7 protein-coding genes are annotated in these 22,187 nt (G+C 75.1%); 4 read left to right on the top strand and 3 right to left on the bottom strand.

Annotated elements, in window-relative coordinates:
• The first annotated feature begins 228 nt into the window (after window positions 1-228).
• The gene (locus tag AB0J67_RS12150; protein ID WP_363480196.1) at window positions 229-1,308 is read left to right on the top strand and encodes a glycoside hydrolase family 19 protein; all 1,080 of its coding nucleotides are present in this window, start codon (window positions 229-231) and stop codon (window positions 1,306-1,308) included.
• 56 nt (window positions 1,309-1,364) lie between these two features.
• Here the strand turns inward: AB0J67_RS12150 and AB0J67_RS12145 are convergent, their stop codons facing one another.
• The 3 genes from AB0J67_RS12145 to AB0J67_RS12135 form a co-directional block, all read right to left on the bottom strand.
• Window positions 1,365-2,162 carry an ABC transporter ATP-binding protein gene (locus AB0J67_RS12145; RefSeq protein WP_363480193.1) on the bottom strand — a complete coding sequence of 266 codons (798 nt, stop codon included), beginning with the start codon at window positions 2,160-2,162 and terminating at the stop codon, window positions 1,365-1,367.
• 61 nt (window positions 2,163-2,223) lie between these two features.
• Window positions 2,224-3,312, bottom strand: coding sequence for an iron chelate uptake ABC transporter family permease subunit (locus AB0J67_RS12140; RefSeq protein ID WP_363480190.1), 1,089 nt, complete (start codon window positions 3,310-3,312; stop codon window positions 2,224-2,226).
• A 5-nt stretch (window positions 3,313-3,317) separates the two neighbouring features.
• Window positions 3,318-4,355, bottom strand: a complete 1,038-nt coding sequence (locus AB0J67_RS12135) for an iron ABC transporter permease (RefSeq protein WP_363480187.1) — start codon at window positions 4,353-4,355, stop codon at window positions 3,318-3,320.
• Between the two features lie 143 nt (window positions 4,356-4,498).
• On the opposite strand from AB0J67_RS12135, the gene AB0J67_RS12130 reads away from it, so the two are divergent.
• From AB0J67_RS12130 to AB0J67_RS12120, 3 genes are read left to right on the top strand one after another with little or no spacing between them, the layout of a single operon-like run.
• The gene (locus AB0J67_RS12130) at window positions 4,499-5,539 is read left to right on the top strand and encodes an iron-siderophore ABC transporter substrate-binding protein (protein WP_363480184.1); all 1,041 of its coding nucleotides are present in this window, start codon (window positions 4,499-4,501) and stop codon (window positions 5,537-5,539) included.
• A gap of 58 nt (window positions 5,540-5,597) precedes the next feature.
• Complete coding sequence (locus tag AB0J67_RS12125; RefSeq protein ID WP_363480182.1) at window positions 5,598-21,884, top strand: amino acid adenylation domain-containing protein; 16,287 nt, start codon at window positions 5,598-5,600, stop codon at window positions 21,882-21,884.
• Complete coding sequence (locus AB0J67_RS12120; RefSeq protein WP_363480179.1) at window positions 21,881-22,102, top strand: MbtH family protein; 222 nt, start codon at window positions 21,881-21,883, stop codon at window positions 22,100-22,102. The genes AB0J67_RS12125 and AB0J67_RS12120 overlap by 4 nt, the downstream gene beginning before the upstream one ends.
• Window positions 22,103-22,187 lie beyond the last annotated feature (85 nt).

Genomic DNA, 22,187 nt, shown 5'->3' with positions numbered 1-22,187 from the left:
GAAACGCTACCTGGCCCGCGAGATCTACCAGATCATCACCGCTGAACACCCTTATGGATGCCAAGCCTCAGCGGCTTGACATCCATAAGAGCATCACGACGACGGAATCGGGGACGATTTCGGTGATGAACTGTTAGTAAAGTTTCTGAATAGATGTTACGCTCGCCATCAACTTCGATGAATGGCCAGCCATCGACCCCGGCTCCTCCCCCCGAAGGACGTGATCCCATGTCGAGATTGCGCGCCCTCATCGCGCTCGTGGCCCTGACGGTCGCGGGCGGACTGATGGCGATCCTCCCCGGCACCGCCGCCTCGGCAGCCGCCTGCGCCACCCCGTGGCAGGCGTCGGCCGTCTACACCAACGGCATGCAGGTCTCCCACAACGGCCGCAACTACCAGGCGAAGTGGTGGACGCAGAACGAGGCCCCGCCCGGCACCACCGGCGTCTGGCAGGACCTGGGCAGCTGCGGCGGCACCACCCCGCCGCCCGGCGGCACCTGCAACCACCCCAACTGGGCCGCGGGCACCTGGTACACCGCCGGCACGATCGTGCGCTACACCAACGGCCTGTACTACATCGCCGAGCACGACAACCCGGGCTACGACCCGATCATCAGCACCTGGTACTGGGACCCGTACAGCTGCTCCGGCACGCCGCCGACGAGCAGCCCGCCGCCGACCAACCCGGGCGGGTTCGTGGTGACCGAGGCCCAGTTCAACCAGATGTTCCCGAGCCGCAACTCGTTCTACACGTACTCCGGCCTGGTCGCCGCGCTGAGCGCCTACCCGGCGTTCGCCAAGTCCGGCAGCACCACCGTGCAGCGGCAGGAGGCCGCGGCGTTCCTGGCCAACGTGCACCACGAGACCGGCGGCCTGGTCCACATCGTGGAGCAGAACACCGCGAACTACCCGCACTACTGCGACGCGGGCCAGCCCTACGGCTGCCCGGCCGGCCAGGCGGCGTACTACGGCCGTGGCCCGATCCAGCTGAGCTGGAACTTCAACTACAACGCGGCCGGCAACGCGCTCGGCCTGCCGCTGCTCACCAACCCGTGGCTGGTGCAGAACGACGCCGCCGTGGCCTGGAAGACCGGCATCTGGTACTGGATGACCCAGCACGGCCCCGGCACCATGACCCCGCACAACGCCATGGTCAACGGCGCCGGGTTCGGGGAGACCATCCGCAGCATCAACGGCTCCATCGAGTGCAACGGCGGCAACCCCGCCCAGGTGCAGAGCCGCGTCACCAAGTACCAGCAGTTCGTCGGGATCCTCGGCGTGCCCGCCGGGAACAACCTGTACTGCTGAGCGCCGCACGGGCGAAGCTCCGTTCACGCTGCTCGGCGGCGTGGACGGAGCTTCGGTCAGCCACGGGCGCGACGGTGTCGGCTGAGCGGGATGACCATCGGCGTCCCGGTCACCGGGTCCGGGACCACCTGACAGTTCAGCCCGAACACGGCGGTCACCAGCTCGGCCGTGACGATCGCCGTCGGATCGCCCTCGGCGGCGATGCGGCCGTCCCGCATGACCACGAGGTGGTCGGCGTAGCGGCAGGCCTGGTCGAGGTCGTGCAGCACCATCACCACGGTGCGGCCGTCGCGCCGGTTCAGGTCCACGACGAGGTCCAGCACGTCGACCTGATGGGCGAGGTCGAGGTACGTCGTGGGCTCGTCGAGCAGCAGCACCGGCGTCTGCTGGGCCACGGCCATCGCGATCCAGGCCCGCTGCCGCTGCCCGCCGGACAGCTCGTCCACCGGGCGCCGCGCGTGCTCGGTCATGCCGGTGGCGTCGAGCGCGGCCCGCACCGCCGCGTCGTCGGCCGCCGACCACTGCCGCCACCACGTCTGGTGCGGCGAACGCCCGCGGCTGACCAGGTCCAGGACGCTGATGCCCTCGGGCGCGACGGGGGACTGGGGCAGGATGCCGACCTGCCGGGCCACCTGGCGGGTGGGCAGGCTGTGGATGGCCCGCCCGTCCAGCAGCACCGTGCCCTGCGCCGGGCGCAGCAGCCGGGCCAGGGCGCGCAGCAGCGTGGACTTGCCGCAGGCGTTGGCCCCGACGATCACGGTGACCCGGCCCTCGGGCAGCCGCAGGTCCAGGTCGGACACGACGGTGCGGTCGTCGTAGGCGAGGCTGAGCCGCTCCGCCGATAGCGCTGTCACAGGTTCAGCCTCCACTTCCGGGCGGGGTTCGGGCGGGTGGGAGAGCAGGGCGGCCACGCTGTCAGCCGCCACTGCCGGCGCGGTGGGAACGGACGAGCAGCCACAGCAGCAAGCCCGCGCCGACGGCGCCGGTCACCACGCCGACGGGCAGGTCCAGGTCGGTGACCTGCCGGGCCAGCAGGTCGCTGCCGGTGACCAGCAGGGTTCCGGTGAGCGCGGACAGCAGCACGGGGGGCGCGGCGAGCCCGGCCAGGCGCTGCGCGATCTGCGGGGCGGCCAGCGACACGAACAGCACCGGCCCGGCCGCGGCGGTGGCGAACGACACGAGCGCGACGCCGACCAGCAGCAGCAGGCCGCGGGCGAACTGCACGGGGGTGCCGAGGCCGCGGGCCACGTCGTCGCCGAGTTGCAGGTCGCGCAGCCAGCCGGTGAGCAGCAGCGCCGCGGGCAGCAGCACGGCCAGGGCCAGGCCGACGGGGCGTACGGACTCCCAGCCGCGCCCGTTGAGGTTGCCGACCAGCCAGCCGACCGCCTCCTGCGCCTGGTGCAGCTTGGCCCGGGTGAGCAGGTAGTCGGTGGCGCTGGTGCACATCCAGGACACGCCGATGCCGACCAGCACGATGCGGAAGCCGGTGCTGCCGCGCCGCCAGGCCAGCAGGTACACCGCGAGCGCGCCGAGCAGCCCGCCGATCAGGCCGAGGGCGGGTGTCCCGAGGGTGTCGCCGAAGCCGAGCACGATCCCGGCGACCACGGCGGTGGTGGCCCCGGCGTTGATGCCGATCATGTCGGGGGCGGCCAGCGGGTTGCGGGTGATGGTCTGCAGGATCGCGCCGGAGGCGGCGAACGCGGCCCCGACCAGCAATCCGGTGAGCGCGCGCGGCAGGCGTACCTCGTGGACGATGAAGACGGTGCCGCGCGCGCCCTGCCGCCACAGCGCGGGCAGCACGTCGGCCGGCGGCACCGGGAAGTCGCCGTAGCTGAGGCTCACGCAGAAAACGGCCGCGGCGGCCAGTGCGACCACCAGGCACGCGGCGACCAGCCTGGGCCGGACGGGCAGGCCGAGCAGGGCCGGGCGGATCCGCCGGGTGCGGCGGAGCTTGGCGGGCACGCCGTCGGCGGCGGGCGGCGCGGCGGGGGTCAGCGTGGCCACGGCGGTCACAGCTCCGCGAGGCGCCGGCGGCGGGCCAGCGCGATGAAGAACGGGCCGCCGACGAACGCGACGACGATCCCGGCCTGGATCTCCTCGGGCCGGGCGACGACGCGGCCGAGGATGTCGGCGGCGAGCAGCAGGCAGGGTGCGCCGAGCAGGGTCAGGGCGAGGATGCGCCGGTGGTCCGGTCCGGTGATCATCCGGGCCAGGTGCGGGGCGACGAGCCCGACGAAGACGATCGGCCCGGCCAGCGCGACGGCGGTGCCCGCGAGCAGGGTGATGGCGAGGGTGGCGCGCAGCCGGACCAGGCCGACCCGGCGGCCGAGCGCGGCGGCGACGTCGTCGCCGAGGGCGAGGCTGTTCAGCGCGGGCGCGGTGGCCAGCGCCAGCACCCCGGCGGCGGCGAGCAGTGGCAGCACCCGCCACAGGGTGGCCGCGTCGGGGGCGGCCAGCGAACCGGCGGCCCAGAACCGGAACCGGTCCAGGGCGAGCGGGCTGCGCAGCACGAGCGCGCTGGTGAACGAGCCGAGCAGGAAGGTCACCGCGATCCCGGCCAGCGCGGTCTTGACCGGTGTCGCGCCGCCGCGGCCCAGGCCGCCGAGCAGGTGTACGGCTGCCGCGCCGCCGAGCGCGCCCGCGAAGGCGTACCAGACCAGGCCGGTGGGGGCGGTGCTCGCGCCGAACAGCGCGACCGCGACGACGATCGCGAAGGACGCCCCGGCGCTGACGCCGAGCAGGCCGGGGTCGGCCAGCGGGTTGCGGGTGAGCCCCTGCATGAGCGCCCCGGACAGGCCCAGCGCCGCGCCGATGAGCAGCGCGGCGGCGGTGCGAGGCAGGCGCACGTTCCAGACGATCGCCGCGATCTGGGGATCGACGTTCGCGCGGTCGAGCAGCGCGTCGGCGACCTGTCCGATGGGGACGGCGCGGCTGCCGAAGGCCAGCGAGACCAGGCACAACGCGGCCAGCAGGAGCGCTGCCGCGGGCAGGTACGCCGCGGCGCGGCGCAGGCCGGCGGGGCGCGGGGGCGCGGGGACCGGGGTCACTTCGACCTCATGGACGTCATCTTAAGGTGAGGCTTGCCTAACCGGGTAACCCCGTCTGACCTGCACAAAAGCCGCGAATCTTGAAATTAGGTTAGCCTTACTTTACCATCCCCTCAGTCTTATGCCTTCGTCGAGGGGATGCCATGTCCACCGTGTCGCAGCACGCCGCACCCGTGCGCCATCGTCGCATGTGGTCGGTCACCACCCGGTTGTCGGCGGCGCTCGCCGCGGCAGCGCTGGCGCTCACCGCCTGCGGCGGCGACCCGGCCGCCACCCCCGAGCCGGGCGCCTCGGCAGCCCAGGGCGCGGCGTTCCCCGTCACCGTGTCGCACAAGTACGGCGACACCGTCATCGACAAGGCGCCCGCCCGCGTGGTCACTCTCGGCCTCAGCGACCAGGACCCGGTGCTCGCCCTCGGCGTCGTACCGGTCGGCGCGATCGACTGGTTCGGCGAGCGCCCCTACGGCAAGTGGCCGTGGGCGCAGCCGCTGTGGGGCGGCAAGGCCCCGGAGATCGTCGGCGAGCGCGACGACTACAACCTCGAGAAGATCGCCGCGCTGAACCCCGACCTGATCATCGGGATGTACTCCGGCATGAGCCAGGACCAGTACACCAAGCTCACCCAGATCGCGCCCACGGTGGCGCAGGTCAAGGGCTTCGACGACTACTCCGCCCCGTGGCAGGAGATGACGATGCACGCGGGCAAGGCGCTCGGGCAGCCCGCCAGGGCCGCCGAGCTGATCGCCGGGATCGACAAGCGCCTCGCCGAGCTGAAGGCGGCGCACCCGCAGTTCGCCGGCAGGACCGTCGCCGTGGTCGAGCCGTACGAGCCCGGCAAGTACGCCGTGTTCGCGCCCAGCGACCCGAAGGTCGTGCTGCTGACGCAGCTCGGCTTCACCGTGCCGGACACCATCGTCAAGGCCGCCGGCAAGGAGTACGCCGCCGAGATCGGCTCCGAGCGGCTCGACCTCATCGACGTCGACAAGCTGGTCTTCCTCACCGCCGACGCCTCCACCGAGCAGACCGTCAAGGCCGACAAGGTGTACGCCACGCTCAAGGTCGCCAAGGAGAACCGGGCGGTGTTCCTGCCGTACGAGACGCCGCCGCTGGGCGCCGCGCTGTCCTTCGGCACGGTGCTGAGCCTCCCGTACGCGCTGGACCAGCTGGTCCCGCTGCTCGGCTGAGCCGTCCCGCCCCACTCTCCATCCGCGCCACCCGCACCACCCCGAAAGGTGTCTCCCCGTGACCGAGACCGTGTCCCAGCCCGTATCGGACGAGGAACTGCACCGCATCCTCGTGGCGTGGAACGACACCGAGTGCGCGGCGCCGCCCGCGACCTGGCCGGAGCTGTTCGCCGCCCAGGTCGCGCGGCGGCGTGACGCGATCGCGCTGGTCTTCGAGCAGACCAGCCTCACCTACGGCGGGCTCGACGCGGCCGCGAACCGGCTCGCGCACGCGCTGATCACCCGGGGCGCCGGGCCGGAGGCCGTGGTCGGGCTGTGCCTGCCCCGGTCGGTGGAGCTCATCGTCGCCCAGGTCGCCGTGCTCAAGGCGGGCGCGGCGTACCTGCCGCTGGACCCGGACTACCCGGCCGAGCGCATCGCCTACATGGTCGCCGACGCGCGACCGGCCTGCCTGGTCACCACGGCCGACCTCGCGCCCGTGCCGGCCGAGGCCGCGGCGACGAGCCGGCTGGAGCGCGGGTCGGAGCCGGGCGGGCCGGGGGACGACGCGGCAGGGCCGGTGCCGGTGCTGATACTGGACGACGCGGCGGTCGTCGCGGAGCTGGCGGCGCTGCCCGGCACCGCACCGTCCGACGCGGACCGGGGCGGCGCGCTCACCCCGGACAACGCCGCGTATGTCATCTACACCTCCGGCTCGACCGGCCGGCCCAAGGGCGTCGTGGTGTCGCACTCCGGCGTGGTGAAGCTGCTGGCCACCGCGACCGAGCGGCTCGGCGTCGGGCCGCACAGCCGGGTGCTGCAGTTCGCCTCGCCCAGCTTCGACGTCGCGTTCTTCGACCTGTGCCTGGGCCTGCTCACCGGCGCGCGGCTGGTCGTCGTGCCCGCCGAGCGCCGGGTGCCCGGCCCGGAGCTGACCGATTACGCCCACGCGCACGGCGTCACCTTCATGATCCTGCCGCCCGCGCTGCTCGCCGCGCTGCCGGAGGAGCTGTCGCTGCCCGCGGGGGCGACGCTGCTGGCGGGCACCGAGCGCATCTCGACCGCGCTGGTGGCCCGCTACGCGCGCGGCCGCGAGATGTTCAACGCGTACGGGCCCACCGAGGCGACCGTCAACTCGACCCTCGGGCTGTGCGATCCGGACATGGACCCGCTGGCCGGGGTGCCGATCGGGGTCCCCGACCCGGGCACCCGCTGCTACGTGCTCGACGCCGCGCTGCGCCCGGTGCCCGTCGGCGAGCTGGGCGAGCTCTACCTCGGCGGGCCGGGCCTGGCCCGCGGCTACCTGGGCCGCCCCGGCCTGACCGCGCAGCGCTTCGTCGCCGACCCGTTCGGCGCACCCGGCCGGCGCCTCTACCGCACCGGCGACCTGGTGCGCTGGCTGCCCGACGGGCGCCTGGACTTCGCCGGGCGCACCGACGACCAGGTGAAGATCCGCGGGTACCGGGTCGAGCTGGGCGAGGTCGAGACGGTGCTGCTGCAGCACGAGACCGTCGGGCAGGCCGCCGCGCTGGCCCGCCAGGACCGGCCCGGCGACACCCGGCTGGTCGTGTACGTGGTGCCCCGCGACGGGCAGGAGGTCTCGCCCGCCGGGCTGCGCGCGTACGCCCAGGAATGGCTGCCGGAGCACATGGTGCCCGCGGCGGTCGTGGTGCTGGACCGGCTGCCCGTCACCACCAGCGGCAAGCTGGACCGCGCCGCGCTGCCCGCGCCCGACTACGCCGGGCAGGCCGGCGGCGCCGCCGCGCGCGACGACCGCGAGCGCCTGCTGTGCGGCCTCTACGAGCAGGTGCTGGGCCTGGCCGGGGTCGGCGTCGACGACGACTTCTTCGCCCTCGGCGGCGACAGCATCGTCTCCATCCAGCTCGTCATCGCCGCCCGCAAGGCGGGGCTGACCCTCACCCCGCGCCAGGTGTTCGAGCAGCGCACCGTCGCCCGGCTCGCGCTCGTCGCGACGGCCGCGCAGGCCGCGCCCGCCGACGACCCGCTGGCCGGGGTGGGCGAGGTGCCGCTCACGCCGATCATGTCCTGGCTGGACACCTGCGGCGGTGAGATCGACGCGTTCAGCCAGTGGCTCGCCGTGCGCCTGCCCGCCGGAGTGACCCGCGAGGCACTGACCGCGGCCCTGCAGGCGGTCACCGACCGCCACGACGTCCTGCGCTCGCGCCTGGAGCGCGCCACCGGCGAGCGCCCCGGCCGGCTGATCGTCGGCGCGCCCGGCACGCTGACCGCCGCTGACCTGCTGCGTCGCATCACCGTCGCCGACATCGCGAACATCGCCGCAGACCACCTCGACGCGGCTTCCGCAGCTTCCGCGGATCCGGCTTCCGCGGCTTCTGCACCTTCCGCAGCTTCGGCTTTCGCAGATCCGGCTTTCGCGGATCCGGCTTCCGCGGAAGCTGCTTCCGCGGATTCGGCCTCTGCGGATGCGGCTTCCGCAGCTCACGCCGCTGTGGCCGTCGCCGGCAAGGCTGAGCCCGATCCGCTTTGCTCTGCACCCAAATACGCACGTGCGTATTTGGGTGCAGAGCAAAGCGAAGACAGCGACACACTCCGCCACCTGCTCGACACGGCCGCGCAGGAGGCAGGCACCCGGCTCGACCCGACCGGTGGTGTCATGTTCCAGGCGGTATGGCTCGACGCCGGGCCGGACCGTCCCGGGCACCTGCTGCTGATGCTGCACCACATGATCGTCGACGGGGTGACCTGGCGCATCCTGCTGCCCGACCTCGCCGCCGCCTACGCCGACGCGGCCGCCGGGCGGCTGCCCCGGCTCAGCCCGGTCGGCACCACCCTGCGCACCTGGGCCAACGGGCTGGCCGCCGCGGCCGAGCACCCGGACCGGTTCGCCGAGCTGGAGCTGTGGACCGGGATGCTGGCCGGGGACGACCCGGCGTTCGCGCACCGGGCCCTCGACCCGGTCGGCGACCTGGCCACGGTCCGGCACCTCACGCTGCATCTGCCCGCCGAGCGCACCGCACCGCTGCTGACCACCGTCCCCGCGACCTGGCACGCGGGCGTCAACGACGTGCTGCTCACCGCGCTCGGCGTCGCGGTCACCCGCTGGCGGGCCGCGCGCGGCCTGCCGACCCCGCCGCCGCTGGTGGCCCTCGAAGGCCACGGCCGCGAGGAGCAGCTCGTGCCCGGCGCCGACCTGTCCCGCACGCTCGGCTGGTTCACCAGCATCTTCCCGGTGCGGCTCGACCTCGGCCCCGACCCGGCCGACCCGGGCGCGGCGCTCAAGCACGTCAAGGAGCGCCTGGCCGCGCTGCCCGACCGCGGCGCCGGGTACGGCCTGCTGCGCCATCTCAACCCGCAGACCGCCCCGCTGCTGGCCGCGCTGCCGCAGCCGCAGCTCAGCTTCAACTATCTGGGCCGGTTCGGGGTCGAGGACGGTGACTTCACCGCCCTGCCGGGCGTCGGCATGCTGGCCGGCGGGTACGACGCCGCGATGCCGGTCGCGCCGTACACGCTGGAGGTCAACGCGTTCGCGCAGGAGGGGCCGGACGGGCCGTCGCTCGGGGTGACCTGGGCGTTCCCGGAGGCGCTGCTGGACGAGGCGGCCGTGCGGGAGCTGGCGCAGGCCTGGTTCGACGCCCTCGGCGAGCTGGCCGACGCGGCCGCCGTGCCGGGCGCGGGCGGGCACACCCCGTCGGATTTCCCGCTGGTCGCGCTGTCCCAGGCCGACGTGGACGGGCTCGAGTCGGCGGTGCCGGGGCTGGCCGACGTGCTGCCGCTGTCACCGCTGCAGGAGGGACTGCTGTTCCACGCGTACGCGGGCGACGGCAGCTACCAGGTGCAGCAGGTGGTCGAGCTGCACGGGCCGGTCGACGCGGCCGCCGTGCGCCGCGCCGTGGACGCGATCGTGGCCCGGCACGCCCCGCTGCGGGCGTCGTTCCACGAGCTCGCCGACGGCCGCCTGGTGCAGGCGGTCGCCACCCGCGCCGCGGCGCCCTGGCGGCAGGTCGACCTGTCGCGGATGGACGCCGCCCCGGCTGCGGACCTGTTCGAGCAGATCCTGGCGGAGGAGAAGGCCGCGCCGTTCGACCCGGCCGCCGTGCCGCTGGTGCGCCACCTGCTCGTCGACCACGGCGCCGACCGGCACACCCTGGTGCTCACGCACCATCACATCGTGACCGACGGCTGGTCCGCGGCCGTCGCGCTGCGCGAGCTGGTCGCCCTCTACGCCACCGGCACGCAGCCGGTGCGCCTGCCCGCGGTCGCGCCGTACCGCGAGCACCTGCGGCAGCTCGCCGAGCGCGACCGCACCGTCGCCGAGACCGCGTGGCGTACCGCGCTGTCCGGCGTGGACGGCCCGACGCTGCTCACCGGGCCGGCGGCTGGAACGACGGCGGCGGACGAGCCGACGGCGCCGGCCAAACCGCCCGTCGCCGCCGCAGCCGGGGCACCCGAGTCCGGCGGCGCCGTCGCGGATGCGGGGGCGCGAGCACGGCAACGGACCGGGCATGGAAGCGCCGACGTCCGACAGGTCGGGATCGCGGTGCCGGCGGGCGCGGGGGAGCGGCTGGCCGCGCTGGCGCGGGGGCGGGGGCTCACCCCGACCACCGTGCTGTACGCCGTGTGGGGGCTGCTGGTAGGCCGCCTGACCGGGCGCCGCGACGTCGTCTTCGGCAGCACCGTGTCCGGCCGCGACACCGACGTGCCCGGCATCGAGTCGATGATCGGCCTGTTCATCAACACGGTGCCGGTCCGGCTGACCTGGTCGCCGTACGACACCCTCGGCGGCGTCCTGGACCGGCTGGCCGTGGCGCAGACCGCGCTGCTGGACCACCAGCATCTCGGCCTGCCCGCGATCGCGCGGCTGGCCGGGACGGAGCTGTTCGACAGCCTGGTCACCATCGAGAACCTGCCCGACCCGGGCGAGCTGCGCGACGCCTCCGGCACGGTACGCGTCGGCGGTGTGTCCTACCGCGAGGCCACGCACTACCCGGTGAGTCTGCTGGCCACGCCGGGCGACGAGCTGGAGCTGGTCGTCGAGTACGACCCGGCCCGCCTGGACGCGGTCACCCTGGCCCGGATCGAGCGGGGCCTGCCCGCGCTGCTGGACGCCGTGCTCACCACCCCCGAGCTGGCGGCGGGAGCGGTGGACCTGGGCACGGCCGTCCAGCCGCTGCGCGGCGAGCCGGTCAGCGCAGCCTCCACCGGCGGTGCCGGGCTCGTCGGCGGCGCCGAGCCTGCAGAGAGCGCAGCTCTCGTCGACGGTGCCGGTCGCGTGGGCGGCGTCGGCCTGGCCGGGATGGTCGCCAGGCAGGCCGCGCGCACGCCGGACGCGGTGGCCGTCATCGCGGCCGACCAGCAGCTCACCTATGCCGGGCTCACCCGGCGGGCGGCGGCGCTCGCGGCGCGGCTGACCGCGCGCGGGGCCGGGCCGGAGCAGGTCGTCGCCGTCGCGCTGCCCCGCTCGGCGCAGCAGGTCGCGGTGATGCTCGGCGTGCTGTACGCCGGTGCGGCGTACCTGCCGGTCGATCCCGCACACCCCAACCTGGGCGCGGTGCTCGCCGACGCGGGGGCCACCCTGGTGGTGACCACCCCGGACCTGCTGCCGCGCCTGCCGCGCGCGGAGGGCCTGGCCTACGTGCTCGCCGACGCGGGCGAGGCGGCGGGCGCGCCGGTGGCCGTCGACCCCGAGCACCCGGCGTACGTCATCTACACCTCCGGCTCCACCGGCCGGCCCAAGGGTGTGCTGGTCAGCCACCGGGCCATCGCGGCCCAGCTCGACTGGTCGCAGCGCACCTTCGGCCTGCACGGCGCCGACCGGATGCTGCAACTGGCCCCGGCGACCTTCGACACCTCGGTGTGGGAGATCTTCTGGCCGCTCACGGCGGGTGCCGCCGTGGTGCTGCCCGCGCCGGGCGCGCAGCACGACCCGGCCGAGCTGGCCGGGCTGATGCGCGAGCACCGGGTCACCGCGGCCACCTTCGTGCCGTCCATGGTGGAGGCGTTCCTGCTCGCCGACGAGGTGATCGCCGACCCGTCGTGGGCCCGTGACCTGCGCTGGGTCTCCTGCGGCGGCGAGGCGCTCACCGGTGACCTGGCCCGGCGCTGGGCCGCGGCCACCGGCACCCGGCTCGACAACTTCTACGGCCCGACCGAGACCGCAGTGCAGGTCACCTGGTGGCCCAACGACGGCGCCCACGGCGGCGCGGTGCCGATCGGCGGCCCCGTCGCGGGCACCGCCCTGCACGTGCTCGACGACTGCCTGCGCCCGGTGCCCGACGGCGTGCCCGGCGAGCTGTACGTCTCCGGCGTGCAACTGGCCCGGGGCTACCTGGGCCGCCCCGGCCTGACCGCGTCGCGTTTCGTCGCCGACCCGTCCGGCGCTGCGGGCGAGCGCATGTACCGCACCGGTGACCTGGTGTCCCGCCGCCCCGACGGGACGCTGGTCTACCTCGGCCGCACCGACCACGAAATCAAGATCCGCGGGGTACGCATCGACCCGGCCGGGATCGAGTCGTGGCTGACCGCCCGCCCCGACGTCGCCCAGGCCGTCGTGCTGGCCCGCACCGACGGCCCCGGCGCCGCCCAGCTCGTCGCGTACGCCGTCCCCGCGCCGGGGCACTTCCTCAACGCGGTGTCGCTGCGCGAGGCGGCCGCCGCCGCGCTGCCCCGGGCCCTGGCTCCGTCGGCCGTGGTCGTCCTCGACGCGCTGCCGCGCACCGCCGGCGGCAAGCTCGACCGCGCCGCCCTGCCCGCCCCGCGCCCGCTCTCCACACCGCCCACGCGGCCCGCCGCCACCCCGCCGGCCGAAGATCGTCCGACTTGCCAGGCACATGGTCCTATGTGCGCTCAGGATACGCCCGGTTGCCAGGCAAGTCGGGTGATCGAGGGCGGGGCGGCCGGTCCGGTGGGCGTGCTCGCCGGGATCTTCGCGGCGGTGCTGGGCGTGGCGGCGGTCGGGCCGGACGACGACTTCTTCGCGCTCGGCGGGGACAGCATCCTGTCCATCGGCGTGTCCAGCCGCGCCCGCCGGGCAGGGCTGGCGGTGAGCCCGCGCGACGTGCTTGCCGCGCGTACGCCGCGACGGCTCGCGGGGATGGTGCCGCCGCCGGTGGACAACCCAGAAGTTGTCGCGACAACACAGGAGTTGTCGCTCGCGGCGGGCAACCCCGACCCTGACGGCGTCGGCGATGTGCCGCTGCTGCCGATCGTGCAGTGGCTGCGCGACACCGGCGCGTCGATCGACCGGTTCACGCTGCCGATGCTGCTGGTCACCCCGGCCGGGGCGGACCAGGACGCGATCGCCGCGACGTTGCAGCGGGTGCTCGACCACCACGACGGCCTGCGTCTGCGCCTGCAGCGCATCGCCTCGGTGCTGTGGACCCTGCGCACCGAGCCGCGCGGCACGGTGCGCGCGGTCGACCTGCTGACCCGCGTGGACCTGTCCACCAGGGACGACGCCGACCTGCCGGGCCTGCTGGCCGGGCACGCGGCGGCCGCGACCGGCCTGCTCGACCCGGACGCGGGCAGCATGCTGCGCGCCGTCTGGTTCGACGCGGGCGACCGCCCCGGGCGCCTGCTGCTCGTCGTGCACCACCTCGCGGTCGACGGGGTGTCCTGGCGGGTGCTGTTCGAGGACCTGGCCACCGCGTGGGACGCCGCCACCGGCGGGGTCGCGTCGCTGCCGCCGGTGGGCACGTCGCTGCGCAGGTTCGCCCAGGTGGTGACCGCGCAGGCGCAGCAGCCGCAGCGCCTCGCCGAGCTGGCGCACTGGGCGGCCACCCTGGCCCCGGGCGCGGACCTGCTACCCGGTGGTGGCGCACTGACCGGTGGCGCACTGACGGGTGCGGCACCGGCCGGTGGCACGCCTACCGGTGCTGCGCTGCCGGGTGCTGCGCTGCCGGGTGCTGCGCTGACCGAGGCTGCACTGACCGGGGCTGCACTCCCCGGTGCGGCACTTCCCGGTGCGGCCGGGGCTGGTGCGCCCGTGGCGGCGCGGCGGGTCACCGAGCTGCCTGCCGAGGTGACGGCGTCGCTGCTGGCGGCGGTGCCCGCGCTCGGCGGCGAGATCACCGACGGGCTGCTGGCCGCGCTGGCGGTGGCGGTCCGCGGGTGGCGCGAGCGCCGGGGGTACGCCACCGGCGAGCTGCTCGTCGACGTGGAGCGCCACGGACGGGAGCAGCTCGAACCGGAGCTCGACCTGTCCCGGACGGTCGGCTGGTTCACCAGCGTGCAGCCGGTGCGCCTGCCTGACGCCGGTGGCGACCTGGCCGCGCTGGTCGCGGCGACGGGCGAGCGGCTGCGGGCGGTGCCCGACGGCGGCCTCGGCCACGGCATGCTGCGCCACCTGAACGCGCAGAGCGCGCCCCTGCTGGCCCGCATGGCCGCGCCGCAGGTGCTGTTCAACTACTTCGGCCGCTTCCCGGCCGCGACCGGCGCGGCGTGGACGCCCGCCCCGGAGTCGGCCGCGATCGGCGAGATCAACGGCGGCCTGGCGCTGTCGCACCCGTTGCAGCTCGACGTCGTCGCGGCCGAGGGCCCGCACGGCACCGTGCTCACCACCACCTGGACCTGGCCCGACGGCACCCTGACCGCCGACGACCTCGACGCGCTGACCGGACTCTGGCACGAGGCGCTGACCGCGCTCGCGCAAACCGCTGCCGCGTCGAAAACGGCGCCGCTGGTCGAGCTGACCGGCGCGGAGCGGGCGCGGCTGGCCGCGGTCAGCCCCGGGCCGGTGGCCGACGTGTGGCCGCTGTCGCCGCTGCAGGAGGGCCTGTTCTTCCACGCCAGCTACGACGCCGCGAGCCTGGACGTCTACACCGGACAGGACGCCTTCGACCTGGGCTACCGGGTGGACGCGGAGCGGCTGCGCCGGGCCGGTGCGGTGCTGCTGGGCCGCAACGCGGCGATGCGCGCCGGGTTCACCAGCGAGGGGCTGAGCCGGCCGGTGCAGTTCGTCGTGGACGGGCTGGAGCTGCCGCTGGTCGAGGCCGACCTGACGGGCCTGAGCGGCGAGCAGGCCGCGGCGCGTACCGCGGAGCTGATGGCCGCCGACCGGGTGGCCCGGTTCGACCTGGCCCGCCCGCCGCTGTGCCGGATGCTGCTGATCCGGCTGCCGGACGGCCGCGACCGGCTGGTCGTCACGCACCACCTGATCCTGTGGGACGGCTGGTCCGAGGAGCTGTTCGTCGAGCAGCTGTTCACCCTGTACGAGCGTGACGGCGACGCCGCCGGGCTGCTTGAGCCGGGGTCGTACCGCGACCACCTGGCGTGGCTGGCCGCGCAGGACGAGGCGGAGGCGGCACGGGCCTGGCAGCGGGCGCTGGCGGGCCTGGCCGAGCCGACGCTGGTCGGGCCGGCCGACCGCACCCCGGCCCCCGCGGTGCCGCAGCGCGTCGACGGCGTGCTGTCCGAGCAGCTCAGCGACCGCGTCCGCGGGGCCGCGCGCGAGCACGGGCTCACCCTGAACACGGTGCTGACCACGGCGTGGGGCCTGACCCTGGGCGCGCTGACGGGGCGGGCCGACGTGGTGTTCGGCATGACCGTCGCCGGGCGGCACTCCGAGGTGGAGCGGGTCGAGGAGACCATCGGCCTGTTCCTGAACACGGTCGCCATGCGGGTCGCGCCGCAGCCCGGTGAGCGGGTCGGCGACCTGCTGCGCCGGGTCCAGGACCAGCGCCTGGCGCTGATGCCGTACGACCACGTCGGGCTGGGCCAGGTGCAGCGCGACAGCGGGCACGCGACCCTGTTCGACACGCTCTATGTGCTGCAGAACTTCGTGGACGAGGACTCCACTGCCAACCTGCGGGCCCGGCACGGCATCGAGGCCGTCGACGGCGTGGACGCCACGCACTACCCGCTGACGCTGGTGGTGACCCCGGCGCGGGCGATCCGGATGTGGCTCGACCACCGGCCCGACATCGTGGACGGCGCCGCGGCACGCGACGTGCTGGCCCGGTTCGCGCTGGTGCTGGAGCGGCTGGTGGCCGGGCTGGACGCGCCGGTGCGGGAGCTGGACCTGCTGCTGCCCGGCGAGCGTGCCGAGCAGGAGGCCGAGTGGGCGCGGGTCGCGCACGGCATCGGCGAACTGACCGTCGCCGACCTGCTCGCCGAGCAGGCGGCCCGGACGCCGGAGGAGATCGCGCTGGTCGACGGCGAGCTGCGGCTGACCTACGCCGCTTTCGACGCGCGGATCAACCGGATGGCGCGGCTGCTGCTGGCCCGCGGTGCGGGGCCGGAGACGGTGGTGGGCCTGGCCCTGCCGCGCACCGCCGACATGGTGGTGGCGCTGTTCGCGGTGCTGCGCACGGGCGCGGCGTACCTGCCGCTGGAGCTGGACCTGCCCGCCGAGCGGCTCGGGTTCATGATCGAGGACACCGCGCCGTCGTGCGTGCTGAGCGTCTCCACGGTCGCCGACCGCCTGCCGGGCAACGCCGAACCCGTGCTGCTGGACGATCCGGCGGTCGCGGCCGAGCTGGCCGCCCTCGACGGCGGTGACCTGGCCGACGCCGAGCGGCCCGGGTTCGCACCCGGGGTGCCGGGGCGGCTGGAGCACCCGGCGTACCTCATCTTCACGTCGGGCTCGACGGGCCGCCCGAAGGGCGTCGTCACGCCGTACCGCGGCCTGACGAACATGCAGCTCAACCACCGCGAGGCGATCTTCAACCCGGTGATCGAGGCCGCCGGGGGCCGCCGGCTGCGGATCGCGCACACGGTGTCGTTCGCGTTCGACATGTCGTGGGAGGAGCTGCTCTGGCTGGTCGAGGGGCACGAGGTGCACGTCTGCGACGAGCAGCTGCGCCGTGACGCGCCCGCGCTGGTGGCGTACTGCGACCGGCACGGCGTCGACGTGGTCAACGTGACCCCGACGTACGCCCAGCACCTGATCGAGGAGGGGCTGCTCGCCGACGGGCCGGGCCGGCACCGGCCGCCGCTGGTGCTGCTCGGCGGCGAGGCGGTCTCCGACGCGGTGTGGGCCGCGCTGCGGGACACCCCCGGCACGCTGGGCTACAACCTCTACGGCCCGACCGAGTACACCATCAACACGCTCGGCGGCGGCACGCTCGACAGCGACAGCCCCACCGTGGGGCGCGCGATCTGGAACACCCGCGCGTACGTGCTCGACGCGCAGCTGCGCGAGGTGCCGCCGGGCGCGCCCGGCGAGCTCTACATCGCCGGCATCGGCCTGGCCCGCGGCTACCACCGGCGCGCCGGGCTGACCGCCGAGCGTTTCGTCGCCGACCCGTACGGCGCCCCCGGCGAGCGCATGTACCGCACCGGCGACCTGGTGCGCCGCCGCCCCGACGGCAACCTCGACTTCCTCGGCCGCACCGACGACCAGGTGAAGATCCGCGGCTACCGGGTCGAGCTGGGCGAGATCGAGTCGGCGCTGGGCACCCACCCGGCCGTCGCGCACGCGGCGGTGATCGTGGACTCCGCCGGGGACGGCGCGAAGCGGCTGGCCGGCTACGTCGTACGCGGCCCCGGCTGGGACGGCGCCGACGACGACGTGCTGCGCGCGCTGCGCGAGCAGCTCAAGCGGACCCTGCCCGACTACATGGTGCCCACGGCGCTGATGGCCGTGGACCGGCTGCCGCTGACCGTCAACGGCAAGCTCGACGTCCGCGCCCTGCCGAAGCCGGAGGTGCGCACCGGCGCGGCGAGCCGCCCGCCCGTGAGCGAGACCGAGCGGACGCTGTGCGAGCTGTTCGCGCAGCTGCTGGGCCTGCCCGCGGTCGGCGTCGACGACGGGTTCTTCGACCTGGGCGGGCACTCGCTGCTGGCGATCCGCCTGGTCAGCCGGGCCCGCGCCGCGCTGGGCGCGCAGCTGTCCCTCCGCGACCTGTTCGAGGCTCCGACGGTCGCGCAGCTCGCGGCCCGGATCAGCCCGGACGCCGCGACGTCGGCGCGGGCCGAGCTGACGGCCCGGCCGCGCGAGGGCGAGCTGCCGCTGTCGGCCGCCCAGCAGCGGCTGTGGCTGCTCGACCAGCTCGCCGGACCGTCGGCGGCGTACAACTTCCCGCTGGTCATGCGCCTGCACGGCCCGCTGGACCGCGCCGCCCTGCACGACGCGCTGCACGACGTGGTGGCCCGACACGAGTCGCTGCGCACCGTGTTCACCTCCGTCGAGGGCGAGCCGTCCCAGCGCATCCTGCCCCCGGATGAGGCGAGGCCGGTGCTCGAACCGGTCCGTGGTGACCTCGGCAAGCTGATCGCCGAGGCGGTGGCCCGCCCGTTCGACCTGGCCGCCGAGCTGCCGCTGCGCGGCACGCTGATCGCGGCCGGGCCGGACGAGCACGTGCTGGTGCTGCTGCTGCACCACATCGCGACCGACGAGTGGTCCGACGGCCCGTTCCTGCGCGACCTGGCCACCGCCTACGAGGCACGCCTCGCCGGGGCGGCGCCGGGCTGGACGCCGCTCGTGGTGCAGTACGCCGACTACACGCTCTGGCAGCGTGACCTGCTCGGCGACGCGTCCGACCCGGACAGCCTCGCCGCGCGGCAGCTCGCGTACTGGCGGCAGGCGCTGGCCGGGGCGCCGGAGGAGGTGACCCTGCCCGCCGACCGGCCCCGCCCGGCCGAGCCGGACGCCCGGGGCGGCTCGGTGTCGTTGAGCCTGCCCGCCGCCACGGCGGCCCGGCTGCGGGAGGTGGCGGCCCGCTCGGGCGCGAGCATGTTCATGGTGGCGCACGCCCTGTCGGCGGCGCTGCTGCACCGGCTCGGCGCGGGCGACGACCTGCCGCTCGGCGCGCCGATCGCCGGGCGCGGCGAGGAGGGCCTGGACGACCTGGTCGGGTTCTTCGTCAACACGCTGGTGCTGCGCACCGACCTGACCGGGTCACCGTCGTTCACCGCGCTGCTGGCCCGGGTGCGCGAGACCGACCTGGCCGCGTTCGCCCACGCGGACGTGCCGTTCGACGCGGTGGTCGAGGCGGTCAACCCGGCCCGCCTGCCGGGGCGCAACCCGCTGTTCCAGGTCATGGTGGTGCACCGCAACCACGTGCGGGAGTGGTCCGGCCTGGCCGGGCTGCGCTGCGCCGACGAGCCGCCGGCCGTCACCACGGCCCGGTTCGACCTGGTCGTGGAGCTGCTCGACGGCCCGGCGGGGGAGCTGGACTGCCTGCTCACCTACCGTGCCGCCATGTTCGACCACGGCACGGTCGAGCTGCTCGGCCGCCGCCTGGCCGCGCTCGCCGAGCAGGTCGGCACCGACCCGGACCGGCCGCTGGCCGACGTGGAGCTGCTGGTCGACGGCGAGCGGGAGCGGGTGCTGCGCGGCTTCAACGACACCGCGCGGACCGTCGCGGAGCTGACCCTGCCCGAGGCGTTCGCGCTGCGGGTGGCGCGGGCCCCCGAGGCGGTGGCGGTCATCGACGGCGAGCGCGAGGTCTCCTACATCGAGCTCGCCGCGCGCGCCGGCCGTCTCGCGCGGGCGCTGTCCGCCAAGGGGGTACGCCCCGAGAGCGTGGTCGGCGTCGCGGTGCCCCGCTCGCTGGAGACGATCGTCGCCGTGCTCGCGGTCAACCGGCTCGGGGCGGCGTTCCTGCCGCTGGACCTGAACCATCCGGCCGACCGGCTCGCGTACATGATCGAGGACTCGGGCGCGGCACTGGTGCTGACCACCGGCAAGGCCCGCAACCTGCTGCCCGGGACGGCGGCCCCGGTGCTGGTGCTCGACGAGGTCACCGACCAGACGCCGGTGCGGCCGGTGGTGCCGCCGCCGTCCGGGCTGGACCACGCCGCGTACGTCATCTACACCTCCGGCTCGACCGGCCGCCCGAAGGGCGTCACCGTGTCGCACGAGGGCATCGGCAGCCTGGTCGAGACCGCGGTGGACCCGATGGGCGTCACGGAGGGCAGCCGGGTGCTGCAGTTCGCCTCGATCGGCTTCGACGTGTTCGCGTTCGAGGTGTCGATGGCGCTGTGCACCGGCGCCGCGCTGGTCATCACGCCGGACGAGGCCCGGGTGCCCGGTCCGGCGCTGTCCGAGCTGCTCTACACGCACGGCGTCACGCACGCGATCCTGCCGCCGTCGCTGGTCTCCATCCTGCCGCCCGACGCCGACCTGCCCGAGGGGCTGTGCGTGCTGGTCGGCACGGAGACGGTGCCACCGGGCCTGATCAACCGCTGGGCCGGGCACCTGAAGCTGTTCGCCGCGTACGGCCTCACCGAGGCCACGGTCAACTCGACGCTGTGGCGCGCGGTGCCGGAGTGGGACGCGCCGGTGCCGATCGGCCGCCCCGACCCGAACACCGTCGCGTACATCCTGGACGAGCGGCTGCGCCCGGTGCCGGTCGGCGTCGTCGGCGAGCTGTACGTCGGCGGCCGCGGCCTGGCTCGCGGTTACCTCGGCAAGCCGGGGCTGTCCGCGCAGCGCTTCGTCGCCGACCCGTTCGCCGGGCCGGGGGCGCGGATGTACCGTACCGGCGACCGGGCCCGCTGGCAGGCCGACGGGACGATCGACTTCCTCGGCCGGGTCGACAACCAGGTGAAGATCCGCGGCTTTCGGATCGAGCCGGGCGAGATCGAGGCGGTGCTGGCCGGGCACGGGTCCGTCCGGCAGGCCGCCGTCGTGGCCGACCGCACCGGCGACACCACCAGGCTCGTGGCGTACGTGTCGCCGGACGGCCCCGCCGACCCGGCCGTGCTGCGCGCGCACGTCGGCGCGGTGCTGCCCGAGTACATGGTGCCGTCGCTGGTGGTGGTGCTCGACGGGCCGCTGCCGGTCAACCCGAACGGCAAGGTGGACCGCAAGGCGCTGCCCGCGCCGGACTGGGGCTCGCTGGCCGGCGACGCCAAGCCCGCGACCGCCCGCGAACACCAGCTCGCGGAGCTGTTCGCCGAGATCCTGGGCCTGCCCCAGGTCGGCGTGCACGACAGCTTCTTCGCCCTCGGCGGCCACTCCATGGCCTCGATGCGCCTGATCGGGCGGATCCGCACCGTGCTGGGTGCGCAGCTCGCGGTGCGGGACGTCTTCGACGCCCCGACGGTCGCCGAGCTGGCCGGGCGCCTGGAGGGCGCCGCGGCCGCCGACCGGCCCGCGCTGGTGGCGTCCCGGCCGGGCGCCGGTCTCGCCGACCGGCTCGCGCCGGTGCAGCAGCACCCGTGGCGGCTGCACCGGGCGGTGACCGCGCCCGGCTGGGACATCGCGTTCGCCGTGCCCGCGGCCGAGCTGGACGTGGTCGCGCTCGACGCGGCCCTGCACGACGTGGTGACCCGGCACAAGCCGCTGCACACCGGGTACGGCGACGACGGCGTGCCCCGCGGCGCGCTGCCGGAGCGGGTGCTGGAGCCGGTCGCCGACGACGGCACCCCGCTGGCCCGCCGCCTCGACGCGCTGGCCCGGGAGACCATCGACTTGACCGGCCACCCGCCGCTGCGGGCCCGGCTGGTCATCGGCGCCGACGAGCACGGCGTGCCGGGCAGGGCGCTGCTGCTCACCGCGCATCACCTCGGCGTCGACGAGTGGTCCGTGGTGCCCCTGCTGCGCGATCTCGCCACCGCGTACGACGCCCGGATCTCGGGCCTCGCACCGCAGTGGGCGCCGCTGCCGGTGAGCTACGCCGACTACACGCGCTGGGCGTACGCCCTGCTCGGCGACCCCGCCGACCCGGCGAGCCGGCACGCGCGCCAGCTCGCGTACTGGCGGGACACGCTGGCCGGGATGCCGGACCTGGACCTGCCCGCGGACCGTCCGCGCGGCGGCGCGGTGTCGCGGCGCGGCGAGACGGTCGCGTTCCGGCTCGACGCGGCGCTGCACCGGGGCGTCGACGAGCTGGCCGGGCGCAGCGGCACCAGCATGTTCATGGTGGTGCAGGCCGCGTTCGCGGCGCTGCTCACCGGGTATGGCTGCGGCACCGACCTGCCGATCGGCAGCCTCGCCGCCGGCCGGACCGAGGAGGCGCTGGCCGACCTGGCCGGCTGCTTCTACAACACCGTCGTGCTGCGCACCGACACCGCCGGCGACCCGCCGTTCACGCAGCTGCTGGGCCGGGTGCGCGCCGCCGACCTGGCCGCGCTCGACCACCAGGACGTGCCGTTCGCGGCCGTGCTCGACGCCGTCGCGCCGGGCACGCACGGGCCGCGGGTGATGGTGGTGCACCACGAGGAGGCCCGGCTCGGCGGCGCCGGGCTGCGTTTCGACCAGATCCCCACCGGCACGGTGCGGGCCGAGCTGACCGTCAGCTTCTACGAGCCCGCCGGGGACGCCCCGGTGCACGTGGAGCTGGAGTACGCCACGGCCCGCTTCGACCGGCCCACCGCCGAGCGGATCGCGGCCGACCTGGTGTCGCTGCTGTCGGCGGCGGTGGCCGACCCGACCCGCACACTGTCCGAGCTGTTCCCGCCGGCCCCGGCCGGCACCGACGCACAGGAGAAGAACCGATGACCAACCCGTTCGAAGACGCCGACGGCCGCTACCTCGTGCTCGTCAACGACGAGGACCAGCACTCGCTGTGGCCCGCGTTCGCGGCCGTCCCGGCGGGCTGGCGCACCGTGTTCGGCGAGGACACCCGCGACGCGTGCCTGGCGTACGTCGAGGCCAACTGGACCGACCTGCGCCCCCGCACCCTTCGCGAGCGGATGGAGGGTGGTGCGGCCTCGTGACGGGGGGATCGCCGATTTCGGTCAGAAAGTGAGGTCCTAACGCACTTTCTGACCGAAATCGACGATCTTCCTACCGCCTTCGGCG

This window comes from Catellatospora sp. NPDC049609, assembly GCF_040675365.1.
GTDB lineage: Bacteria > Actinomycetota > Actinomycetes > Mycobacteriales > Micromonosporaceae > Catellatospora.
Note: the sequence above shows the minus strand (reverse complement) of the source record. Positions and strands in the feature narration are given on the sequence as shown.